Below are 21,577 nucleotides of genomic sequence, written 5' to 3'. Positions count from 1 at the left end.
CTGATTTTTGCGCAACCAAGCCCGCTGGCGACCCGCCAGCGGGCTTTTTTGTCTGCCTTGGACATGCGTATTCAGCTTCGAAATGTCTCGCGAGACATGATCTAGGTCGCTGTTTTCCAAAGATTTATCAAAAAAATAATAAAAGCAAACAGAAGTGTGACGAAAAACACGCTTAACTTCGCTTTTCGTCAAAAACTTGACGCCCGATTTGAGCGCTGTTAACACTCCGCTCAGTTATATGGTTGGGTAGCGTTCACTTTTTGACTATCCAGGGTGCAGGCGTAAGCCGCCCACCGCCGTTAGGCACATGGCGCCAATCACCAGGGGAATCGCATGGCTGGAAGGCCTCGCGATGGTGGGTATTCGCCAACAAAACCAGTCCAAAACTTCAGGAGTCGTGCGTCGATGAATCGGATTTATCGCAAGGTCTGGAACAAAGCGTTGGGCGTGTGGGCCGTGGCATCGGAACTGGCCAGCGGTGACAGCCCGGGTGCAGTGACCACTGCCGCATTCATCGACCGCCGCCAGAGCCGTTGCCTGGTCGCCGCGATCGCTCTGGCGCTGGGTAGCGCCGGGATCGCCATTCCTCTTTCCGCGATGGCGCAGTCGGTCGAAGTCGGCGACGGCGCAGCGGCATCCGCTACCAGGACCACCGCCATCGGCAGCAACAGCCATGCAAGCGCCACCGGCGCCGTGGCAGCCGGCGCCGATAGCAGCGCCAGCGGTGTGAACAGCAGCGCGATCGGGCGCCAGACCAATGCCATCGGCGAGAACGCGGTGGCCATCGGCTACAACAGTTTCGTGCGCCAGAGCGGCGAAAACGGCGTGGCGCTCGGCGCCAATGCTGGCGTGACCGGTGCCAACTCGGTGGCGCTGGGCGCAGGCTCGCGTACCCACGAAGACGACGTTGTATCAGTGGGCAGCGGCAATGGACGCGGCGGCCCGGCCACGCGCCGCATCACCAATGTCAGCGCCGGCGTCAACGCCGCCGACGCGGTCAACCTGGCGCAGTTGCAGGACGTGGCCGATGTGGCCGACGAAACCGCAACGTTCTTCAAGGCAACCCCCGGCGAAGACAGCGTCGGCGCGTATGTCGAAGGTGACAGCGCACTGGCTGCCGGCGATGCGGCCAATGCGGTGGGCACGGCGACAACCGCGTTGGGAACCGGTGCCAATGCCGTGGCCGACAACGCCACCGCCGTGGGCGCCAATGCGCTCGCCTCCGGTCGGAACAGCGCAGCATTCGGCCACAACGCACAGGCCAATGGCGCGGGCAGCGTGGCCGTTGGCGGCGCTGCGGTGGACGAAGATGGCCAGCCGCTGATCACCAACGGCGGGGTGCCGGTGGAGACCGGCGCCACCAGCGCCAGCGTCGGTGGAACCGCAGTGGGCGCCAGCGCCAATGCCGATGGATTTGCTGCATCGTCGTTCGGTGTCGGTGCGTATGCCGCCGGTGCGCAGTCTTCCGCGTTCGGTGCGGTTGCCAATGCGGCCGGCGATTACGCCACCGCGGTGGGCACGCAGACCAGCGCCAGCGGCACCAGCAGCACTGCGGTCGGCGGTCCGGTCGATCTGATTCCGGGCCTGGGTTTCTTCGTACAGACCCAAGCCAGCGGCGAAGCGTCCACCGCGCTCGGCGCCGGTGCGATCGCGTCGGGTACCTACACCACGGCGGTGGGCACGCTCAGCGAAGCCTCCGGCACCGAAGCCACGGCGGTGGGTTACTTCGCCTACGCACCTGGCGAAGGCGCCACTGCGGTTGGCCCGGAATCCTGGGCCAGCGGTGAATTGAGCACGGCGCTGGGCTATTACAGCACCGCACGCGGCGCAAATTCGGTCGCGTTGGGTGCCAACTCGGTGGCCACGCGTGCCAATACCGTGTCGGTCGGCGCGGCCGGCGATGAGCGGCAGATCACCAGCGTCGCTGCCGGCACCGAAGGCACAGATGCGGTGAATCTCGATCAGCTCTCTGCCGTGTCCGAGGTTGCCGACACCACCGCGCGCACGTTCGTCGCCACGGGTGACGGCACCGCGATTGCCGAAGGCATCGACAGCGTTGCGGCCGGTTCCAATGCATCGGCAACCGGCGACTACAGCGCTGCATTCGGTTCGACCAGCTCCGCAACGGCACAGGGCACCACTGCGATCGGTAGCGGCGCGATCGCCGCTGTCGATAATGCAACCGCGCTCGGTTTCAACAGCACTGCAGTGGCCGATTACGCCACTGCGCTCGGCGCTGACAGTAGCGCATCGGGCGAGTTCGGCACGGCGATTGGCGGCGCAAGTCTGGCAACCGGCAGCGGCGCCACCGCGCTCGGTTACGAGAGCATCGCCAACGGTGCCGATTCCACCGCGCTGGGTGCGGGGAGCGTGGCGTTTGGCGACACCAGTACCGCCGTCGGCGGAGCGAGCGTGGCATTCGGCGAGGACAGCGCTGCCTTCGGTTCCAATGCCGCTGCCGGCGGTACCGCATCCACCGCCATTGGTGCTGGCAGCAGTGCTTTCGGTGAGCGCACTGTCGCGCTGGGTGGATCCAGCAATGCATCGGGCGATGACAGCGTTGCGCTTGGTTCGAGCAGTCAGGCGTCTGCGTTGGGCACCACTGCGATCGGCAACAACGCCAACGCCAGCATCGCCAATGCCACCGCAGTCGGTTTCAACAGCAGCGCCGGCGACGATTACGCCACCGCGCTTGGCGCCGACAGCAATGCCTCGGGTTACTTCGGTACTGCTGTTGGCGGTACCAGCATCGCCAATGGGCGTGGCGCGACCGCGATCGGTTACGAAAGCATCGGCAACGGCACTGCATCGACCGCGCTGGGCTTTGCCAGTGTGGCGTGGGGGAATGGCGCAACGGCAATCGGTACCGAAAGTCTGGCCTACGGCGACGACAGCACTGCCTTGGGCCCGAATGCATTTGCAGCCGATACTGGATCGCTCGCAGCCGGTACCTATGCCAACGCCTACGGCCGCCATGCGATCTCCATTGGCGGTGAATCCGACGCCTTTGCCGATAACAGCATCGCATTGGGGTGGGAAGCCATCGCTGAGGGCGCGCAGAGCGTGAGCATCGGCAACGGCGCCCTCGCGTCTGCCGACAACAGCGTGGCGCTGGGTGCAGGTGCGGTCGCCGATCGCGCCAACACGGTGTCGGTGGGCAACGCCGGTGGCGAACGTCAGATCACCAATGTCGCCGCCGGTACCGAGGGCACCGATGCGGTGAACCTGGACCAGCTCAACGCGGTCGGTGAAACCGCGGAAACCACCGCGCGTCTGTACACCGGCACCGGCGCCGGCACGGCCGATGCGCAGGGCGAAAACGCCACTGCTGCCGGTTCCAACGCCACTGCCGAGGGCGATTACAGCAGCGCGTTCGGTTCCAGCAGTCAGGCGATCGGTACCGGTGCATTGGCAGCGGGCAGCGGCGCCAGCGCCACTGCGCAGTTTGCCACTGCATCGGGCTACAACGCGGCGGCCAGCGGGTTTGGCAGCGTGTCCACCGGTGCCTACAGTCAGGCCAGCGGCGACTATGCGGTGGCGGTGGGCGGCGAGAGTGCAGCAGCAGGTGCGCAGAGCACCGCGTTGGGTGCAGCGGCAGATGCGTCTGGCGATGGATCGCTGGCGGCCGGTGCGTTGAGCGTGGCCGCTGGCAGCGAAACCACGGCGCTGGGTTATTTCGCCAGCGCCAGTGGCGACTCGGCCACGGCAGTGGGCGCGGAAAGCATTGCCGATGGCACCAGCGCGGCCGCCTTCGGCTTCGGCGCCGAGGCCAGCGCCAATTACTCCACCGCACTGGGCGGCTATTCCAGCGCGACCGGTTTCAACAGCACCGCGCTGGGTAATTTCAGCACCGCCAGCGGCTCCAGCAGCGTGGCGGTGGGTGGCGATGCAACCGCATCGGGCACCTACAGTCTGGCGGCCGGCCAGGGCAGTGTGGCCAGCGGCTACAACAGCGTGTCGGTCGGTGGCGCATTGCTCGGCCTGTTGCCGACCGAAGCCTCCGGCGACTTTTCCACCGCACTCGGCGGCGCCGCATGGGCACCGGGCCTCAACAGCACTGCGCTGGGCAATTTTGCCGAATCCACCGGCGAAAGCAGCGTGGCGCTGGGCGCCGATTCGGTGGCCGATCGCGATTTCGCAGTGTCGGTGGGCAGCACCGGCAACGAACGTCAGATCACCAACGTGGCTGCCGGTACGCAAGGCACCGATGCGGTGAATCTGGACCAGCTCACCGCAGTGGCCGAAACCGCTGAATCCACCAGCAAGTACTTCAAGGCCAGCGGCAGCGATGACAGCGACGCCGGTGCCTATGTGGAAGGCGACAACGCATTGGCCGCAGGCGAGGGCGCCAATGCCACCGGCACCGGTACCACCGCATTGGGTGCAGGCGCGCAAGCGGTTGCCGACAACGCAACGGCGCTCGGCGTAAGCGCCTTGGCCAGCGGAATCGGCGCAGCGGCGCTGGGCAACAATGCCCAGGCGACCGGCGAAAACAGCAGCGCCATCGGCAGCAACGCGTTGGCCAGCGACATCGGCGCCACTGCAAACGGTGCCGGCGCGCAGGCGATTTCGACCTATACCACCGCGCTCGGCAGCGAAGCGGTGGCCTCCGACAACCAGGCAACCGCGGTCGGTTTCCGCAGTGCTTCTTCCAATGTCGGCAGCACTGCGTTGGGCGGGTACAGCGAGTCCAGCGGCAGGCTGTCGTCGGCACTGGGCTATGGCGCGGTTGCGTCCAGCGACTACAGCACGGCAGTCGGTGCCGCAGCGCTGGCTTCTGGTGCCAGCGCCGTGGCGGTGGGTGAATTCAGCGAAGCCACCGGCGAAGAAAGCGTGGCCGTTGGTGGCAGCACGTTCTTCGGGTTCATCCCGGCGCGTGCTTCCGGCACCGGCGCTGCTGCATTCGGTGCGGGTGCGTGGGCCACGGCCGACTACACCACCGCGATCGGCTGGAATTCGTATGCCGATGGCGTCAACGCCACCGCATTGGGTCAAAGCGCCGCAGCACTGGCCGACAACACGCTGGCATTGGGCGGCGGCAGCCGTGCCGATGCGATCGGTGCCAGCGTCGTCGGTGTGGACGCGTCGGCGACCGGCATCAACAGCACCGGTGTCGGTCGTCAGGTCAACGTGATCGGCGAAAACGCGGTGGCAGTGGGCTACAACGCGTTCGTGCGCCAAAGCGCGGTCAACGGTGTGGCGCTCGGTGCCAATGCCGGCGCAACCGGTGCCGATTCGGTGGCGTTGGGCTCGGGTTCGCGCACCTACGAAGCCGACACAGTGTCGATCGGCAGCGGCAATGGCCGCGGCGGTCCGGCAACGCGCCGCATCGTCAATGTCAGCGACGGCCAGGCCGCCACCGATGCGGTCAACAAGGGCCAGTTGGATTCCCTGGCGGCCGATGTGCAGACCACCAATGGCATGGTGCAAACCACCGGCGAAGGCGTGGCCTCGGCAACCGGCGATCGCAGCAGTGCGGTCGGTGCAGGCGCCAGCGCCAGCGGGGCGCGCAGCGTTGCCATTGCCTCCGGCAGCCGGGCGTCGGCGACCGGTGCCAGTGCGCTGGGTGTGGACAGCAGTGCCAGCGGCGTCAACAGCACCGCAATGGGCCGTCAGACCAATTCCATCGGCGAAAACGGCGTGGCGCTGGGCTACAACTCCTTCGTGCGCCAGAGCGGCAGCAATGCGGTCGCACTCGGTGCCAATGCCGGTGCCAGCGGCGCCGATTCGGTGGCCTTGGGCTCCGGTTCGCGTACCTATGACGCCAATGTGGTGTCGGTCGGCAGCGGCGATGGCCGCGGTGGTCCGGCCACGCGTCGCATCGTCAACGTGGGCAGCGGCGCGATCGCCACTGCCAGCACCGATGCGATCAACGGCGGGCAGTTGTTCCAGTCGCTCAGCAATGCGGCCAGCTTTCTGGGCGGTGGTGCGGCGATCGGTGCGCAAGGCGTGTTCGTTGCGCCGACCTATGTGATTCAAGGTGCCAGCTACAACAACGTCGGTGCTGCACTGACCGCGTTGGACAGCAAGGTCAACGAGCTCGATGCACGTGGTGGTACCGCAACGGCCAGCACGGCCGCACGCACGGCGTCGCTGCGCACTGCATCGGTGCCTGCGGTTGCGGCGGCTGCGGCGACTGCGCAGATCGATGCTGCAGCTGTGGTCGCAGATGCCACGGCAAGCGTGCAGGGCACGCCGACCGCAGCAGTGGTCGGGAGCATCACGCCGGCCGCCACGTCCACTGCAGTGGGCACGGCGGCAGTGGCCAACCACGTGATCGGTACTGCAATCGGCGGCAGCGCGTATGCGCATGGCCCCAACGACACTGCGATCGGCAGTAACGCACGCGTCAATGCCGATGGCAGCACGGCGGTGGGCGCCAACACGCAGATTGCGGCAGTGGCGACCAATGCAGTGGCGATGGGCGAAGGCGCGCAGGTCAGTGCGGCATCGGGCACGGCGATTGGCCAGGGCGCACGTGCCAGTGCACAGGGTGCGGTTGCACTCGGCCAGGGTTCGGTCGCCGATCGTGCCAACACGGTGTCGGTGGGCAGCGTCGGCGGCGAGCGCCAGGTGGCCAATGTGGCGGCCGGTACGCGTGCCACCGATGCGGTCAACAAGGGCCAGTTGGACAACGGCGTTGCCGCCGCCAACAGCTATACCGACAGCCGCTACAGCGCGATGGCCGACAGCTTCGAAAGCTACCAGGGCGATATCGAAGACCGCCTGCGTCGGCAGAACCGTCGCCTGGATCGTCAGGGCGCGATGAGCTCGGCGATGTTGAACATGTCTGCCAGCGTGGCCGGTATCGCCTCGCAAAACCGCGTCGGTGCCGGCGTCGGTTTCCAGAACGGCGAATCGGCGTTGTCGGTGGGCTATCAGCGTGCGATCAGCCCGCGCGCCACGGTGACGGTCGGCGGCGCACTCAGCGGCGACGACAGCTCGATCGGCGTGGGTGCCGGTTTCGGCTGGTAACGCGCTGCTGCATGAAACGCAGCGGCGCCGAGTTGCGCCGCTGCGGTAGAGCAAGGCCTGAGGGGGCGGGTAAGGACCGTGGCTGGGCCGGCCAACGGATTCGCATGGAGTGATGGCCGTACCAGGAGTGGCTGACGAAACGCAGCGTGCCGTCCGCGGTTGCGCAGCAGTTTCGAGGGTCGTTCCAAGCCTGACTTGACTGACGAAACACACGAAGAGGACTTCACCGTGATCGACAAGAATTTCCGTTTCAACCCGCTGACCGGCGCCATCTTGATGATGGCGCTCGGTGCATCGGGCACCCTCGCTGCCGCCCCGCAACTGCTGGTCAAGGAACCGACCCAGGCAGCAGCGGCCGGCGACGCATTCAGTAGCCGCCTGATCGTGCGCTACAAGGACAACACGGCCGCTGCGACCGATCGCGCCAGCAAGCTCGGCGCCGTGCAGGCCGCTGTCGGCCGCGTTGGCGCCAGCAGTGGTGCGCGCGCCAGCGCAGCCGCCGCCAAGGCGACGTATGTGCGCAAGCTCGGCATCGGCTCGGACCTGATCAAGCTGTCCAGCACGCTGACCGCCGCACAGGTGGACAAGGTGGTGGTGGAGCTGAAGAACGATCCGTCGGTGACCGACGTGCAGATCGATCGCATGCTGCGCCCGGTCGAGATCAAGAAGAGCGTTGCCGCGACCGACGTGAGCCCGCAGCTGGTGCCCAACGACCCGCTGTATGCGCAGTACCAGTGGCACCTGAGCAACCCCAACGGCGGCATCAACGCGCCTGCCGCATGGGACCTCTCGCAGGGTGCCGGCGTGGTGGTGGCGGTGCTGGATACCGGCATCCTGCCCGGCCATCCGGATTTTGCCGGTAACCTGCTGCAGGGTTACGACTTCATCACCGATGCCGAAGTCTCGCGTCGCCCGACCGACGCCCGCGTGCCCGGCGCGCTGGATTACGGCGACTGGGAAGAAGCCGACAACGTCTGCTACGACGGCTCGGTGGCACAGGAAAGCTCCTGGCACGGCACCCATGTCTCGGGCACCGTGGCCGAGGCGACCAATAACGGCGTAGGCATGGCGGGCGTGGCGCCGAAGGCGACCATCCTGCCGGTGCGCGTGCTCGGCCGTTGCGGCGGCTACACCTCCGACATCGCCGATGCCATTGTGTGGGCCTCCGGCGGTGCGGTGGATGGCGTGCCGGCCAACACCAACCCGGCCGAAGTCATCAACATGAGCCTGGGTGGTGGCGAACCCTGCGATCCGGCCACCCAGGTGGCGATCAACGGCGCGGTGTCGCGCGGCACCACCGTGGTGGTGGCGGCCGGCAACAGCGGCGAAGATGCGGCCAACCATTCGCCGGCCAGCTGCAACAATACGATCACCGTGGGCGCCACGCGCATCACCGGCGGCATCACCTACTACTCCAACTACGGCAGCAAGGTCGACCTGTCGGGTCCGGGCGGCGGCGGTAGCGTGGACGGCAATCCGGGCGGCTACATCTGGCAGGCCGGCTACACCGGTGCGACCACGCCGACCTCGGGTACCTATACCTATATGGGACTAGGTGGCACCTCGATGGCGTCCCCGCACGTGGCCGGCGTCGTGGCGCTGGTGCAGAGCGCGTCGATCGGTCTGGGCGATGGCCCGCTGACCCCGGCCGCAGTGGAAACCCTGCTCAAGCAGACCAGCCGTCGCTTCCCGGTGACCCCGCCGGCCAGCACCCCGATCGGCAGCGGCATCGTCGATGCCAAGGCCGCGCTGGAAGCGGTGCTGGTGGAACCCTGCGACCCGGCCACCGAGAGCTGCGCACCGACCGCCATCGCGCTGACCAACAAGGCGCCGTTGGCTGGGCTGAGCGGCGCTGCCGGCAGCTCCACGCTGTACAGCTTCGACGCCAAGGCCGGCGCCGTGCTCAGCTTCATGACCTACGGCGGCACCGGTGATGTGTCGGTGTATGTCAGCTTCGACGCCGAGCCCACCGCTACCTCCTACGATGCCAAGTCGACCCGCCCGGGCAACAGCGAAACCGTGCGTTTCACTGCACCCAAGGCAGGCACCTACTACATCAAGCTGGTCGGTGCGAAGGACTACGCGAAGCTGACGCTCGTTGCACGACAGTAAGCGTTGAAATAGTGTGACCGATGCCCCCGGCCAATCACCGGGGGCATCGTTTTTCAGGGCGATTCAGATGGGTGCGGTTGATCGTCGCGGCAAACTGCTACAGTCGGCGCCGAACCAGTGGAGACGAGTGTGAACGCGGTTGCCGTCGATCCAATTGAGCATCGAAGTGCGGAGACGCGCATCGTCGAAGCGTTGCTTGAACGCCGTCGTCTGAAGGACACCGATCTGCTGCGCGCGCGCCAGTTGCAGACCGAATCCGGCATGGGCCTGCTGGCCTTGCTGGGCCGTCTGGGCCTGGTGTCCGAACGCGATCATGCAGAGACCTGCGCCGATGTGCTCGGCCTGCCGTTGGTGGACGCACGCCAACTCGGCGATACCCCGCCGGAAATGCTGCCCGAAGTGCAGGGCCTGTCGCTGCGCTTTCTCAAACAATTTCATCTGTGCCCAATCGGCGAACGCGACGGCCGGCTGGATCTGTGGATCGCCGACCCGTACGACGATTACGCGATCGATGCGGTGCGTCTTGCGACCGGATTCCCGCTGTTTCTGCAGGTCGGGTTGCGCTCTGAAATCGACGATCTGATCGAGCGCTGGTATGGCCAGGGCCGCAGCGCGATGGGCACCATCGTGGAAACCGCCGATGGCGATGCCAACAGCAGCGACGACATCGAAGCATTGCGCGATCTGGCCTCCGAAGCGCCGGTGATCCGGCTGGTGAATCTGGTGATCCAGCACGCGGTGGAACTGCGCGCATCGGACATCCATATCGAACCGTTCGAAAGCCGGCTCAAGGTGCGTTATCGCGTGGACGGTGTGCTGGTGGAAGGCGAAAGCCCGCCGGCCAAACTCACCGCCGCGGTGATCAGCCGCGTCAAGATCATGGCCAAGCTCAACATCGCCGAACGCCGGTTGCCGCAGGACGGCCGCATCATGCTGCGCGTGCAGGGCAAGGAGCTGGATCTGCGCGTCAGCACCGTGCCCACCGCGCATGGCGAGAGCGTGGTGATGCGTTTGCTCGACCGCGAAACGGTGGTGTTCGACTTCTACAAGCTGGGCTTTACCGAAGACTTTCTGCCGCAGTTCCGCAAGGTGCTCGAGCAACCGCACGGCATCATGCTGGTGACCGGCCCGACCGGTTCTGGCAAGACCACCACGCTGTACACCGCGTTGAGCCAGCTCAACACCTCCGACGTGAAAATCATCACTGTCGAAGACCCGGTGGAATACCAGATCGAAGGCATCAACCAGATCCAGGCCAAGCCGCAGATCGGGCTGGATTTCGCCAATGCGCTGCGCAGCATCGTGCGTCAGGATCCGGACATCATCATGATCGGCGAAATGCGCGATCTGGAAACCGCGCGCATCGCGATCCAGTCTGCGCTCACCGGCCATCTGGTGCTGTCCACGCTGCACACCAACAACGCGGCCGGCGGCATCACCCGTCTGCTCGACATGGGCGTGGAAGACTACCTGCTCACCTCCACCATCAACGGCATTCTGGCGCAGCGCCTGGTGCGCAAACTCGACCTGCCCAATGCCGAACGCTACCTGGCATCGCCGGAGGAAATTGAGCGCTTCAACCTGCGCCGCCTGCAGCCGGAGGGCGAGATTTACCTGTATCGCCCGCGTGCCTCGGCAGCGGCGCCGACCGGCTATCTCGGCCGCACCACCATCGTCGAATTCCTGGTGATGAACGATGAGCTGCGGCGCGCGGTGATGCGTCGCGCCGGCATGGGCGAGATCGAGCAACTGGCCCGCAAGGCCGGCATGCGCACCATGTACGAAGACGGCCTGTCCAAGGCCTTGCGCGGCGAAACCACCATCGAAGAAGTGTTGCGCGTGACGGAGGATGCGTGAGAGTCAATGGAGCGGCAGTGAGCATCGGATGCTCAGGATCGGAAGATGAGCAGGGCAAGGTCCCGGCAACGCGTCGCGCACGCGCACAGCTGCGCCCACTCGCGCCAACGCAGCGCGGCATCGCGCTTTTACCGATTCCTGATTCCCGATTCCCCACTCCCGGCCTTCCAGCCTGATGCCCCTGTACCGCTACAAAGCGCTCGACGCGCACGGCGAAATGCTCGATGGCCAGATGGAAGCGGCCAGCGACGCCGAAGTTGCGCTGCGTCTGCAGGAGCAGGGCCATCTGCCGGTGGAAACACGCCTGGCCACCGGCGAAAACGACTCGCCGTCGCTGCGCATGCTGTTGCGCAAGAAGCCCTTCGACAACGCCGCACTGGTGCAGTTCACCCAACAGCTGTCCACGCTGATCGGTGCCGGCCAGCCGCTGGACCGTGCGTTGTCGATCCTGATGGATCTGCCCGAAGACGAAAAAAGCCGGCGCGTGATCGGCGACGTGCGCGACACCGTGCGTGGCGGCGCGCCGCTGTCCTCGGCACTGGAACGTCAGCACGGGCTGTTCTCCAAGCTGTACATCAACATGGTGCGCGCCGGCGAAGCCGGCGGCAGCATGCAGGACACCCTGCAACGCCTGGCCGATTATCTGGAGCGCAGCCGCGCACTCCGGGGCAAGGTGATCAATGCGCTGATCTACCCGGCGATTCTGCTGGCGGTGGTCGGCTGTGCATTGTTGTTCCTGCTCGGCTACGTGGTGCCGCAGTTTGCGCAGATGTACGAAAGCCTGGATGTGGCCTTGCCGTGGTTCACGCAAGCCGTGTTGAGCGTGGGCTTGCTGGTGCGCGACTGGTGGGTGGTCTTGATCGTGGTGCCGGGCGTGCTCGGGCTGTGGCTGGATCGCAAGCGGCGCAATGCGGCGTTTCGTGCCGCGCTGGACGAATGGCTGCTGCGGCAGAAAGTCGTCGGCAGCCTGATCGCACGCCTGGAAACCGCGCGGCTGACGCGCACGCTGGGCACCTTGCTGCGCAACGGCGTGCCGCTGCTGGCCGCGATCGGCATCGCGCGCAATGTCATGTCGAATCTGGCGCTGGTCGAAGATGTCGACGCCGCTGCCGACGACGTCAAGAACGGGCATGGCCTGGCGATGTCGCTGGCACGCGGCAAGCGCTTCCCGCGGCTGGCCCTGCAGATGATTCAGGTGGGCGAAGAGTCCGGCGCGCTGGACACGATGTTGCTCAAGACTGCCGACACGTTCGAGCTGGAAACCGCCCAAGCCATCGACCGCGCGCTAGCCGCCCTGGTCCCGCTGATCACGCTGGTGCTGGCCTCGGTGGTAGGGCTTGTCATCATCTCGGTGCTGGTACCGCTGTATGACCTGACCAATGCCATCGGATAACGTGGCGGTGGATTCACAACAACTTTCCGGTGACCGCACGACACCCATGCGGGAACCATTGCAGTGCCCGCCGTGTCATCTTCTGGCGGCAGCATCTTTCATCGACGTGCAAGGAAATCGTTCATGATCAAGCGCTCCATTACCCGTAGTCCATCGCGTGCAGCCCAGGCCGGCATGAGCTTGCTGGAAATCATCATCGTCATCGTGCTGATCGGTGCGGTGCTCACCCTGGTCGGTAGCCGTGTGCTCGGTGGTGCCGATCGCGGCAAGGCCAATCTGGCCAAATCGCAAATTCAGACCCTGGCCGGCAAGATCGAGAATTTCCAGCTCGATACCGGCAAGTTGCCGGGCAAGCTCGATGAGCTGGTCACCCAGCCGGGCGGCAGCAGCGGCTGGCTCGGTCCGTACGCCAAGCCGGTCGAACTCAACGACCCGTGGGGCCACACCATCGAATACCGCGTGCCCGGCGATGGCCAGCCGTTCGATCTGATCAGCCTGGGCAAGGACGGCCGCCCCGGCGGCAGCAGCTACGACGCGGACATCAAGTACCAATAAGCCTTCCGCCATGCGCGTTGCGTGTCAGCCGTTGCGTCATCCGCATGGAGTGGTCGGTCCTGGTGGCAGACGCACGCGTGGCAGTTCGTTGTTGGAAATGCTGCTGGTCATCGCCTTGATCGCGATGGCCGGCGTGCTGGCCGCTGCCGCGCTCAATGGCGGGATCGACGGCATGCGCCTGCGCACCGCCGGCAAGGCGATCGCCTCGCAGCTGCGCTACACGCGCACCCAGGCGATCGCCACCGGCACGCCGCAGCGCTTTCTGATCGACCCGCAGCAGCGCCGTTGGGAAGCCCCCGGCGGCCATCACGGCGATCTGCCGGCGTCGCTGGAGGTGCGTTTTACCGGTGCGCGGCAGGTGCAGTCGCGGCAGGATCAGGGCGCCATCCAGTTCTTCCCGGATGGCGCCTCTACCGGCGGGCGCATCGACCTGCGCGTCAAGGACGCCACCTGGCGTGTGGACGTGGGCTGGATCACCGGCGAAGTGCGCTCCGGGCAATTGCGGACGCCGGCGCCATGAAGCGCCAGCGCGGTTACACGCTGATCGAGGTGATCGTCGCCTTTGCGCTGCTGGCATTGGCGTTGAGCCTGTTGCTGGGATCGCTGTCCGGCGCCGCACGTCAGGTGCGCGCGGCCGACGACAGCACGCGCGCCACGCTGCATGCGCAATCGTTGCTGGCCGCCCAGGGCATGGACAAACCGCTGGTGCCCGAGCAGCAACAAGGCAGCTTCGAAGACGGGCATTTTCGCTGGTCGATGGATGTGCGCCCGTACGACGAACCGCGGCGCAATCCGCAGGCGCCGGTTTCACCGGGCGCGCATACGTTGCTGCAACTGACCCTGGTGGTGCGTTGGGGCGAGCAGCCCAATCAGGTGCTGCAATGGCGCACCTTGCGGCTGGTCGCTGCGGCGCAGCCGGGTAGCGCCCCATGAGTCGCGCGCGCAACGGCGGTTTCACCCTGATCGAGGTGTTGCTGGCCACGATGTTGCTGGTCGGTGGGCTGGCATTGGCGTTCGCCACCTTGCGCTCGGCCAGTGCGGTGAGTCAGCGCGGCGAAGCGATCGCCCAGCGCAGCGAGCGCGTGCGCGCGGTGGAAGAATTTCTGCGCCGCCGGCTGGCGGCGGCCTTGCCGATCGCGATGGGCATCGACCCGCAAAGTCAGCAGCCGATGTTGTTTATCGGCGAACCACAGCGCATGCGTTTTGCTGCCGATGTGCCGGATTATCTGGGCCGCGGCGGTCCGTATCTGCATGACCTGTCGGTGGCCGGCGATGGCGAGCAGCGCAATCTGTTGATCGCGCTGACCATGCTGCAATCAGGCAAGTCGATCGAAGAGGGCACCGCGCTGCCGCCGGAAACACTCGCCGAAGGCGTGCAACAGGTGAGCTTTCGTTATCGCGGCATGGATCCGCAAAGCGGCCGTTTGAGCGCGTGGTTGCCGCAATGGGAATGGCACGACCGGCTGCCGCTGTTGGTGCGCATCGACATCCGCAGTGGAAATGCCGCGTGGCCGTCGTTGGTGGTGGCGTTGCCGCAATCCAGCAATCCGGGAGCGGGGCAATGAGCCGCATGCGCGGCGCCGCGCTGGTGCTGGTGTTGTGGCTGATCGCCTTGCTCACCGCGATGATCGGCGCATTCGCGCTGACCGCGCGGGTGGAAGCACTGCAGGGCAGCATGCTGCGCAATGGCGCGCAGGCGCAGGAATATGCGCGTTCTGGCCTGGAATACGCATTGTTTCGCTTGCAAAGTGCCGACACGCAGGCACGCTGGCGCGCAGACGGCCGGCGCTATCGTTGGCAGATGGACGATGCCACTGTGGAAATTCGTATCACCGACGAAAGCGGCAAGGTGGATTTGAATATGGCCGAGCCTGCATTGCTGGCGGGATTGGTGCGCGCAGTCGGTGGCGAGCAGGGCCGCGATGCGCGCATTGCCGGTGCCATCGTCGATTGGCGTGATGGCGACTCGTTGAGCCAGCCGGGCGGCGGCGCGGAAGATCGCGATTACGCCGATGCCGGGCTGCCGTATGGCGCAAAAGACGGCCCGTTCGAAACCCTGGGCGAGTTGCGCCTGGTGCTGGGCATGGATGGCGAGCTGTATCGCAAGCTGCTGCCCAACCTCACGCTGTACAGCGGCCGCTCGCGGCCTGAAGCGCGCTTTGCGCCGGGCCCGGTGTTGACCGCGATGGGGCTGGATGCGCGGCAACTGCTGGCCCAGCGTGATGCGCCGCCGGGTTTGCCGGGCAGCGAGGCGACGGTCGGTGGCTCGGACACTTATAGTATCGAGAGCCGGGCGCGACTGAGTCAGGGACGCGAGGCCGTATTGCGGGCGGTCGTGTCCATCAGTGCGTCCGCATTACCTGGGTCGGCCTATACCGTGTTGCGTTGGGAAGAGGGAGCAGCAGTGCAATGACCGCATGGCGGGATACCTTGGGTCGTATCGGCGTACGCGCCATGCCGGGAGCCGGAGGCTTCTGGCGTTGGTGGCAGCAATCGTTGCTGGCCTGGCTGCCGCAGCGCTGGCAATGGCAGTTGGGTCTGTCGCAGTCACGCATGTTGTTGCAACCCGAAGGCGAAGCGCTGCAACTGCTGCGCCAGCGCGACCACAGCAGCGAGACCATCGCCAGCCTGCCGTGGCCGGTGCAGCCGCAGGAAGTCAATGCCTTGCTGCCCACCGCACTGGAGGGCTTGCCGCGGCACTGGCTGTTGCCGGCCGCGCATGCCTTGCGGCGTCCGCTGCGCCTGCCGGCCGCCGCCGCCGCGCGTTTGCAGGATGTGGCGCGCTTTGAAATCGATCGACAAACCCCGTTCACCGCCGACCAGGTGTATTTCGACGCGCGCGTGCTGGATGTGCGCGAAGACGGCCAGCTCGATGCCGAACTGGTGGTGGTGCCGCGCCGCATGATCGATGGCCCGGACGGTGTGCCCGACGCATGGAGCAGCGCTTTGTCCGGCATCGATGTGACCGATGCGCATGGCCTGCCGCTAGGCGTGAACCTGCTGCCGCCGGCGCGTCGCCTGCGCCGCAGCGACCCGATGCAGCGCTGGAACCTGTTGCTCACTGCCGCCGCATTGGTGCTATTGGCAGTGGCCGGTTGGCTGCTGCTGGACAACCGCCGCCAGGCCGCCGACGACTTGCGTGCCAAGGTGCAGGCCAATGCTGCACGTGCGCGCCAGGTCGCTGCCGAACGTCAGCAATTGCTGGATCTGGTCGAAGGTGCCACCTTCTTCCAGCAGCAGCGCGCCACCCGCCCCACCTCGGTGGAAATCTGGGACGAGCTGAGCCGGCGTCTGCCCGGCGGCACCTATCTGGAAAAATTCTCGGTCGAAGGCGGGCAATTGCAGTTGATCGGATTGAGCAACGAAGCGTCCTCGCTGGTGCGTCGTCTGGAAGGCTCGCCGCTGTGGCGCACGCCCTCGCTGACCGGCGTGCTGCAGAGCGATGCCGGTCGTAATGTGGACCGCTTCACCATCACCGCCGAGCTGGCCGGTCCCGATGCCAAGGAGGCGGCCGATGCCACGCAGCGTTAAGCGCGATCGCTGGATCGCTTTGGGCCTGTTGCTGCTGGTGATCGGCGTGGCCTATCTGGTGCTGGTGCACCCGTGGTTCACCCAGCCGATGATCGCGGTGCAGGACGACCTGCAAGCGCTGCGCGAGCGCGAGCTGCGCGTGCGCGTGCAATTGCAGCAGGCGCCGGAAGTGAGCAAACGGTTGCGTCAGGCGCGCCAGACCTTGGAAAGCCGCCCCGGCTTCCTGCCGGAAACCTCTGCCGAGCTGGCCTCGGCCGGGTTGGTGCAGCGGCTGGAACGCGCGGTGGTGGAAGCCAGCCCCGGCAACCGCAGCTGCGCCATCAGCAACCGCTCGCCGTTGCAGCCGGAGAGCAAGGACCGCTTCACCCGCGTCGCGGTGCAGGTGCGCCTGCGTTGCGGCACCCCGGAACTGGCCTCCGTGCTGTACAGCCTGGAAAACGGCACCCCGCGCCTGTTCGTGGACAACCTCAACGTGATGGCGCAGCGCTACCAGCTCTCGCCCAACGAAAGCGGCAACGGCCTGGATATCGCCTTCGAACTGGCCGGCTATCTGCGCCCGGGCGCCAGCGCCGCACCGCTGAATAGCGATGCCGCACCCGCCGCCCCTGACGCCGCGGAGGCCAGCAATGCGCCTTGACCTGATCGGGCTACGCACCTGGCTGCTGGCCACCGTGGTCGGCTGGGCGCTGCTGGTATGCGTGCTGGCGGTGGCCGGCCTGGGCAAGCGGGTGGAGCTGCTGCCCGACGACCCGGCGCTGGTGCAGCGCCTGCCCACCCTGCCGGCACCGGCGCCGGAGCGGCTGGGCGCGTTCGAGAAATATTCGGAAATCGCCGCACACCCGGCCTTTGCCGAAGACCGCCTGCCGCATCCGTTCTTCCTGTCCGGCAACGACGGCAGCGGCGCCGCATCGACGGTGCGACTGACCGGCGTGCTGCTGACGGACAACTTCAAGATGGCCACGCTGACCCTGGATCCGCACGATTCGGTGCGGGTCAAACTCGGCGGCGATGCGGTCAAGGGCTGGCGCCTGCTGGCGCTGCAGCCGCGCAGCGCCACCATCGAAGGCCCGGGCGGCACCCAGACACTGGAACTGCAGGTGTTCAACGGCCAGGGCGGGCAACCGCCGACGGCCATTGCCGGCGCGCCCGCTGCACCCGGCGCCACGCCGCCGTTGCCATCGCCCGACGCCGCCGCGGTGCAGCCGCCGCAGCCTCAGCCTGCCACGCCTGCCCAGCAGCTCGGCGGGCAGGCACCGCCGACGGTGCCGCCGCAACGCAGCGATGGCGCCCAGGAAGCCCCACGCCCCTCCGACGATCAGATGCGTGCCATCCGCGAACGTATCGAAGCCCGACGCCGCCAGCTGCAACAGCAGCGCCAGAGCGGCTCAACCCCCGGTCAGACCCAATGAGTGAACGCATGACGCCGCGCCTGTTCCCCGTGTCCCTGCTGATCGGCCTGTTGGCCGGTTGTGCCACCACTCCGCCGCCGGACGTGCGCCGCGACGCGCGCCTGGATCCGCAAGTCGGCGCTGCCGGCGCCACCCAGACCAGCGCCGAGCAAGCTGCCGACGGCAACACCAGCGCCAAGCCGGTGCCGGTGATCCGTCGCGGCAGCGGCACCATGATCAACCAGAGCGCGGCCGCCGCGCCGTCGCCCACGCTGGGCATGGCCAGCAGCGGCAGCGCCACCTTCAACTTCGAAGGCGAGTCGGTGCAGGCGGTGGTCAAGGCGATCCTGGGCGACATGCTCGGGCAGAACTACGTCATCGCCCCCGGCGTGCAGGGCACCGTGACCCTGGCCACGCCCAATCCGGTCTCGCCGGCGCAGGCCTTGAACCTGCTGGAAATGGTGCTGGGCTGGAACAACGCACGCATGGTGTTCAGCGGCGGCCGCTACAACATCGTGCCGGCCGACCAGGCGCTGGCCGGCACCGTCGCGCCCAGCACCGCATCGCCGTCGGCCGCGCGCGGTTTCGAAGTGCGCGTGGTGCCGTTGAAGTTCATCTCCGCCAGCGAAATGAAAAAGGTGCTCGAGCCCTATGCGCGCCCGAACGCCATCGTCGGCACCGATCCCTCGCGCAACGTGATCACCCTGGGCGGCACCCGCGCCGAGCTGGAGAACTACCTGCGCACCGTGCAGATCTTCGACGTGGATTGGTTGTCGGGCATGTCGGTGGGCGTGTTCCCGATCCAGTCCGGCAAGGCCGAAAAAGTCTCCGCCGATCTGGAAAAAGTCTTCGGCGAACAGAGCAAGACGCCCAGCGCCGGCATGTTCCGTTTCATGCCGCTGGAAAACGCCAACGCAGTGCTGGTGATCACCCCGCAGCCGCGCTATCTGGACCAGATCCAGCAGTGGCTGGACCGCATCGACAGCGCCGGTGGTGGGGTGCGGCTGTTCTCCTACGAGTTGAAGTACATCAAGGCCAAGGACCTGGCCGACCGCCTGTCGGAAGTGTTTGGCGGGCGTGGCAATGGCAGCGACTCGAATGCATCGCTGGCACCGGGTTCGGATACCAGCGTGCTTGGCGGCGTGGCCGGCAATCGCGACAGCAGCATGGGTGGCAGCTCCGGCACCACTGGCGGCAGCATCGGCGAAAGCAACGATGGCAGCTCGTCCGGCAGCAGCTTCGGCGGCAGCAGTGGCAGCAGCAGTGGTGGCCTGGGCAACGGCAGCCTGCAGTTGTCGCCGCGCAGCAACGGCAATGGCGCGGTGACGCTGGAAGTGGCAGGCGACAAGGTTGGTGTCTCGGCAGTGGCCGAAACCAATACCTTGCTGGTGCGCTCCACACCGCAGTCATGGAATTCGATCCGCGACGTCATCGAAAAGCTCGACGTGATGCCGATGCAGGTGCATATCGAAGCGCAGATTGCTGAGGTGAATTTGACTGGTGCGCTGAGCTACGGCGTTAACTGGTACTTCGAAAACGCGGTGACAACACCGTTCAATGCCGATCGCAGCGGCGGACCTGCCCTGCCATCGGCTGCGGGCCGCAATATCTGGGGCGACATTGCTGGTAGCGTGACTGGTAACGGTGTTGGTTGGACCTTCCTCGGTAAGAACGCCGCCGCGGTTATTAACGCGCTGGATCGAGTCACTAATGTGCGCCTGCTGCAGACACCGTCGGTGTTTGTGCGTAACAATGCCGAAGCCACACTTAACGTGGGTTCGCGCATTCCGATCAATTCCACCTCAATCAACACCGGGCTGGGAAGCGATAGCAGCTTCTCTTCGGTGCAGTACATCGACACCGGTGTGATTTTGAAAGTGCGTCCGCGCGTCACCAAGGACGGCATGGTGTTCCTAGATATCGTGCAGGAAGTCAGTACGCCTGGTGCACGACCTGCAGCGTGTACGGCGGAGGCGACCACCACTGTCAATAGCGCCGCTTGCAACGTCGATATCAATACACGCCGCGTCAAGACCGAAGCAGCGGTACAAAGTGGCGATACGATGATGCTTGCAGGGCTGATCGATGACAGCACGAGCGATGGCAGCTCCGGTGTGCCGTTTCTAAGTAAGTTGCCGGTCGTGGGTGCCCTGTTTGGTAGCAAGACCCGCGACAACACACGCCGCGAAGTCATCGTGCTGATCACCCCGTCGATCGTGCGCAACCCGCAGGAAGCGCGCAATCTCACCGACGAATACGGTCAGAAGTTCAAGGCCATGGAGCCGCTGAAACCCAGCCAGAAGCCGCAATGAGTGCGGCACTGCCCGTCGTGCTGGTGCCGGTCGGCACCGACGACGAGGCCCTGGATGCCTGCCTGGGCGCACTGGATGCAGCCACACCCGCTGGCACGCGGGTGTGGCTGGCCGACGATGCGCAGGCCGGCCCGCGCGGTCGCGCGGTGATCGAACACTGGTTGGCGCGCACGCCGTTGCAGGCGCATCACACCCGCCGCCAGCGCATGCTCGGCGAGGTGGCGCATCTGGATGAAATGCTCAGCGGCTGCGGCGATGCCGATGTGGCGGTGCTGGGTGTGGATGCCTGCCCGCTGCCGGGGTGGCTGAATCAGCTCAACGCCTGCTTTGCGCGCGATGCGGCGATTGCCACCGCCACGCCCTGGAGCAATGTGGGCGAAGCCTGCGGCTGGCCGCGACTGGGCGAACTCAACCCCATGCCCGCCGCGCCGGACCGGCTTGCCGCCGCCTGCGCCGCAATGCCGCCACTGCACCCGGAACTGCCGTCGGCCACCGGCCACGCCGTGCTGCTGCGCGGCAGTGCGCGGCGCAAGGCCGGTGGTCTGGATGCCAGCAGTTACGGCTCGTGGTACGCCGCGCTGGTGGATCTGAGCCTGCGCATGGGCGGGCTGGGATGGCGCAATGTGCTGTGTGAAACCGCCTTCGTCGCCTCGCCGCACGAAGGCCGCCCGGCCGATGGCGACATGGATGCACTGGCCACCCGCTGGCCGGCCTGGCACGCACGCCTCGCCAACTTCCTGATGCACGACCCGCTGCGCGCGCAGCGCGACCAACTCGCACAATTGCTGGCCGACTTGCCGCCGCCGGATCCACAACGCAGGCTATTTGACGCGTAGAGCAGTTGCCAAAGCCGCATGCTCACCGCTAGGCGGGCGCAGCCGGTGTTCGGTGCGGCATGTACCACGCGTACAGTGCGGTTCCTTGAGCGCTGTCCCCTGCAAGCTGACGACTGCTCGCCGTGTGGTGAGTGCAGTGGTGTTGTCGGCCGCATCCTGGTGGATTCGGTCGGAAGTCCAGATCAAACGCTGAGTGGGTCGAGCGCGCGGTGCCCTCGCCGCTCGCGGGACACGCCGTGAATCCGTCCGTGGAGGCTCGGTGGCGGCATCCATGCCGCCACACGGTCCCGCAAGCGGCGAGGACACCGCACCAGAAAGTTAGTCGGCTGCTTTGTTGAAAACATGCACACCGACCATCTCCACTGGTCCTTGCCCGCCCACCGTCGCGGGACCTTACGCGGCATGGATGCCGCGTAAGAGCTTACAAGGACGTACTTGCAGCGTGTCCCGCGATGGTGGGCGGGCAAGGGCCCTGCAGTCAGGCCGCAGATCAGCCGGCCTTCAATAGACTGGCGTGACGTTAGTTTTGTTAGCCCGGCGGCTTCAACTCCGATTCGCAACACCAACGGTTGTGAAGTGGCCCAGGCGACCTGACTTGAGCGACTTCACCGCCAAGTG

General features: G+C 66.2%; 14 protein-coding genes and 1 other RNA gene. All 15 read left to right on the top strand.

Annotated elements, in window-relative coordinates; all coding sequences use genetic code 11:
* The first annotated feature begins 405 nt into the window (after positions 1–405).
* The 15 genes from XcyCFBP4188_RS05670 (at position 406) to XcyCFBP4188_RS05600 (ending at position 21,110) form a co-directional block, all read left to right on the top strand.
* Complete coding sequence (locus XcyCFBP4188_RS05670) at positions 406–6,975, top strand: ESPR-type extended signal peptide-containing protein (protein ID WP_046932666.1); 6,570 nt, start codon at positions 406–408, stop codon at positions 6,973–6,975.
* A gap of 228 nt (positions 6,976–7,203) precedes the next feature.
* On the top strand, positions 7,204–9,087 hold the full coding sequence (locus XcyCFBP4188_RS05665; protein ID WP_104591804.1) for a S8 family serine peptidase: 1,884 nt from the start codon (positions 7,204–7,206) through the stop codon (positions 9,085–9,087).
* A 129-nt stretch (positions 9,088–9,216) separates the two neighbouring features.
* Positions 9,217–10,944, top strand: a complete 1,728-nt coding sequence (gene gspE / locus XcyCFBP4188_RS05660; protein ID WP_074056651.1) for a type II secretion system ATPase GspE — start codon at positions 9,217–9,219, stop codon at positions 10,942–10,944.
* Between the two features lie 175 nt (positions 10,945–11,119).
* On the top strand, positions 11,120–12,337 hold the full coding sequence (gene xpsF / locus XcyCFBP4188_RS05655) for a type II secretion system protein XpsF (protein WP_104591771.1): 1,218 nt from the start codon (positions 11,120–11,122) through the stop codon (positions 12,335–12,337).
* Positions 12,338–12,460: 123 nt separating this feature from the next.
* On the top strand, positions 12,461–12,892 hold the full coding sequence (gspG, locus tag XcyCFBP4188_RS05650; protein ID WP_043888939.1) for a type II secretion system major pseudopilin GspG: 432 nt from the start codon (positions 12,461–12,463) through the stop codon (positions 12,890–12,892).
* Positions 12,893–12,902: 10 nt separating this feature from the next.
* Positions 12,903–13,412 (top strand): type II secretion system protein XpsH, encoded by a 510-nt coding sequence (gene xpsH, locus XcyCFBP4188_RS05645; protein WP_006450110.1) that lies wholly within the window; start codon positions 12,903–12,905, stop codon positions 13,410–13,412.
* Entirely contained in the window at positions 13,409–13,825 is a 417-nt protein-coding gene (gene xpsI, locus XcyCFBP4188_RS05640) for a type II secretion system protein XpsI (protein WP_006450111.1), read from the top strand. The genes xpsH and xpsI overlap by 4 nt, the downstream gene beginning before the upstream one ends.
* Positions 13,822–14,457, top strand: a complete 636-nt coding sequence (locus tag XcyCFBP4188_RS05635; protein WP_104591770.1) for a type II secretion system protein J — start codon at positions 13,822–13,824, stop codon at positions 14,455–14,457. Before xpsI ends, XcyCFBP4188_RS05635 begins: the two co-directional genes overlap by 4 nt.
* Positions 14,454–15,305, top strand: coding sequence for a type II secretion system minor pseudopilin (locus XcyCFBP4188_RS05630; protein WP_006450113.1), 852 nt, complete (start codon positions 14,454–14,456; stop codon positions 15,303–15,305). Before XcyCFBP4188_RS05635 ends, XcyCFBP4188_RS05630 begins: the two co-directional genes overlap by 4 nt.
* Positions 15,302–16,423 (top strand): PilN domain-containing protein, encoded by a 1,122-nt coding sequence (locus tag XcyCFBP4188_RS05625; protein ID WP_043908357.1) that lies wholly within the window; start codon positions 15,302–15,304, stop codon positions 16,421–16,423. The genes XcyCFBP4188_RS05630 and XcyCFBP4188_RS05625 overlap by 4 nt, the downstream gene beginning before the upstream one ends.
* Complete coding sequence (gene gspM / locus XcyCFBP4188_RS05620; protein ID WP_006450115.1) at positions 16,407–17,060, top strand: type II secretion system protein GspM; 654 nt, start codon at positions 16,407–16,409, stop codon at positions 17,058–17,060. Before XcyCFBP4188_RS05625 ends, gspM begins: the two co-directional genes overlap by 17 nt.
* Entirely contained in the window at positions 17,050–17,832 is a 783-nt protein-coding gene (xpsN, locus tag XcyCFBP4188_RS05615; protein ID WP_104591769.1) for a type II secretion system protein XpsN, read from the top strand. The genes gspM and xpsN overlap by 11 nt, the downstream gene beginning before the upstream one ends.
* Complete coding sequence (gene gspD / locus XcyCFBP4188_RS05610) at positions 17,829–20,123, top strand: type II secretion system secretin GspD (protein ID WP_104591768.1); 2,295 nt, start codon at positions 17,829–17,831, stop codon at positions 20,121–20,123. Before xpsN ends, gspD begins: the two co-directional genes overlap by 4 nt.
* Positions 20,120–20,959: a glycosyltransferase family 2 protein gene (locus XcyCFBP4188_RS05605; RefSeq protein ID WP_104591767.1), complete on the top strand. Its 840-nt coding sequence runs from the start codon at positions 20,120–20,122 to the stop codon at positions 20,957–20,959. The genes gspD and XcyCFBP4188_RS05605 overlap by 4 nt, the downstream gene beginning before the upstream one ends.
* A 59-nt stretch (positions 20,960–21,018) precedes the next feature.
* Positions 21,019–21,110, top strand: a non-coding RNA gene (locus tag XcyCFBP4188_RS05600) — sX9 sRNA.
* Positions 21,111–21,577: the final 467 nt, after the last annotated feature.

This window comes from Xanthomonas hortorum pv. cynarae (assembly GCF_002939985.1).
In the GTDB taxonomy this organism is placed as follows: Bacteria; Pseudomonadota; Gammaproteobacteria; order Xanthomonadales; family Xanthomonadaceae; genus Xanthomonas; species Xanthomonas hortorum_D.
The sequence above is the reverse complement of the archived record's forward strand: the minus strand, read 5'-3'. Positions and strand labels throughout refer to the sequence as shown.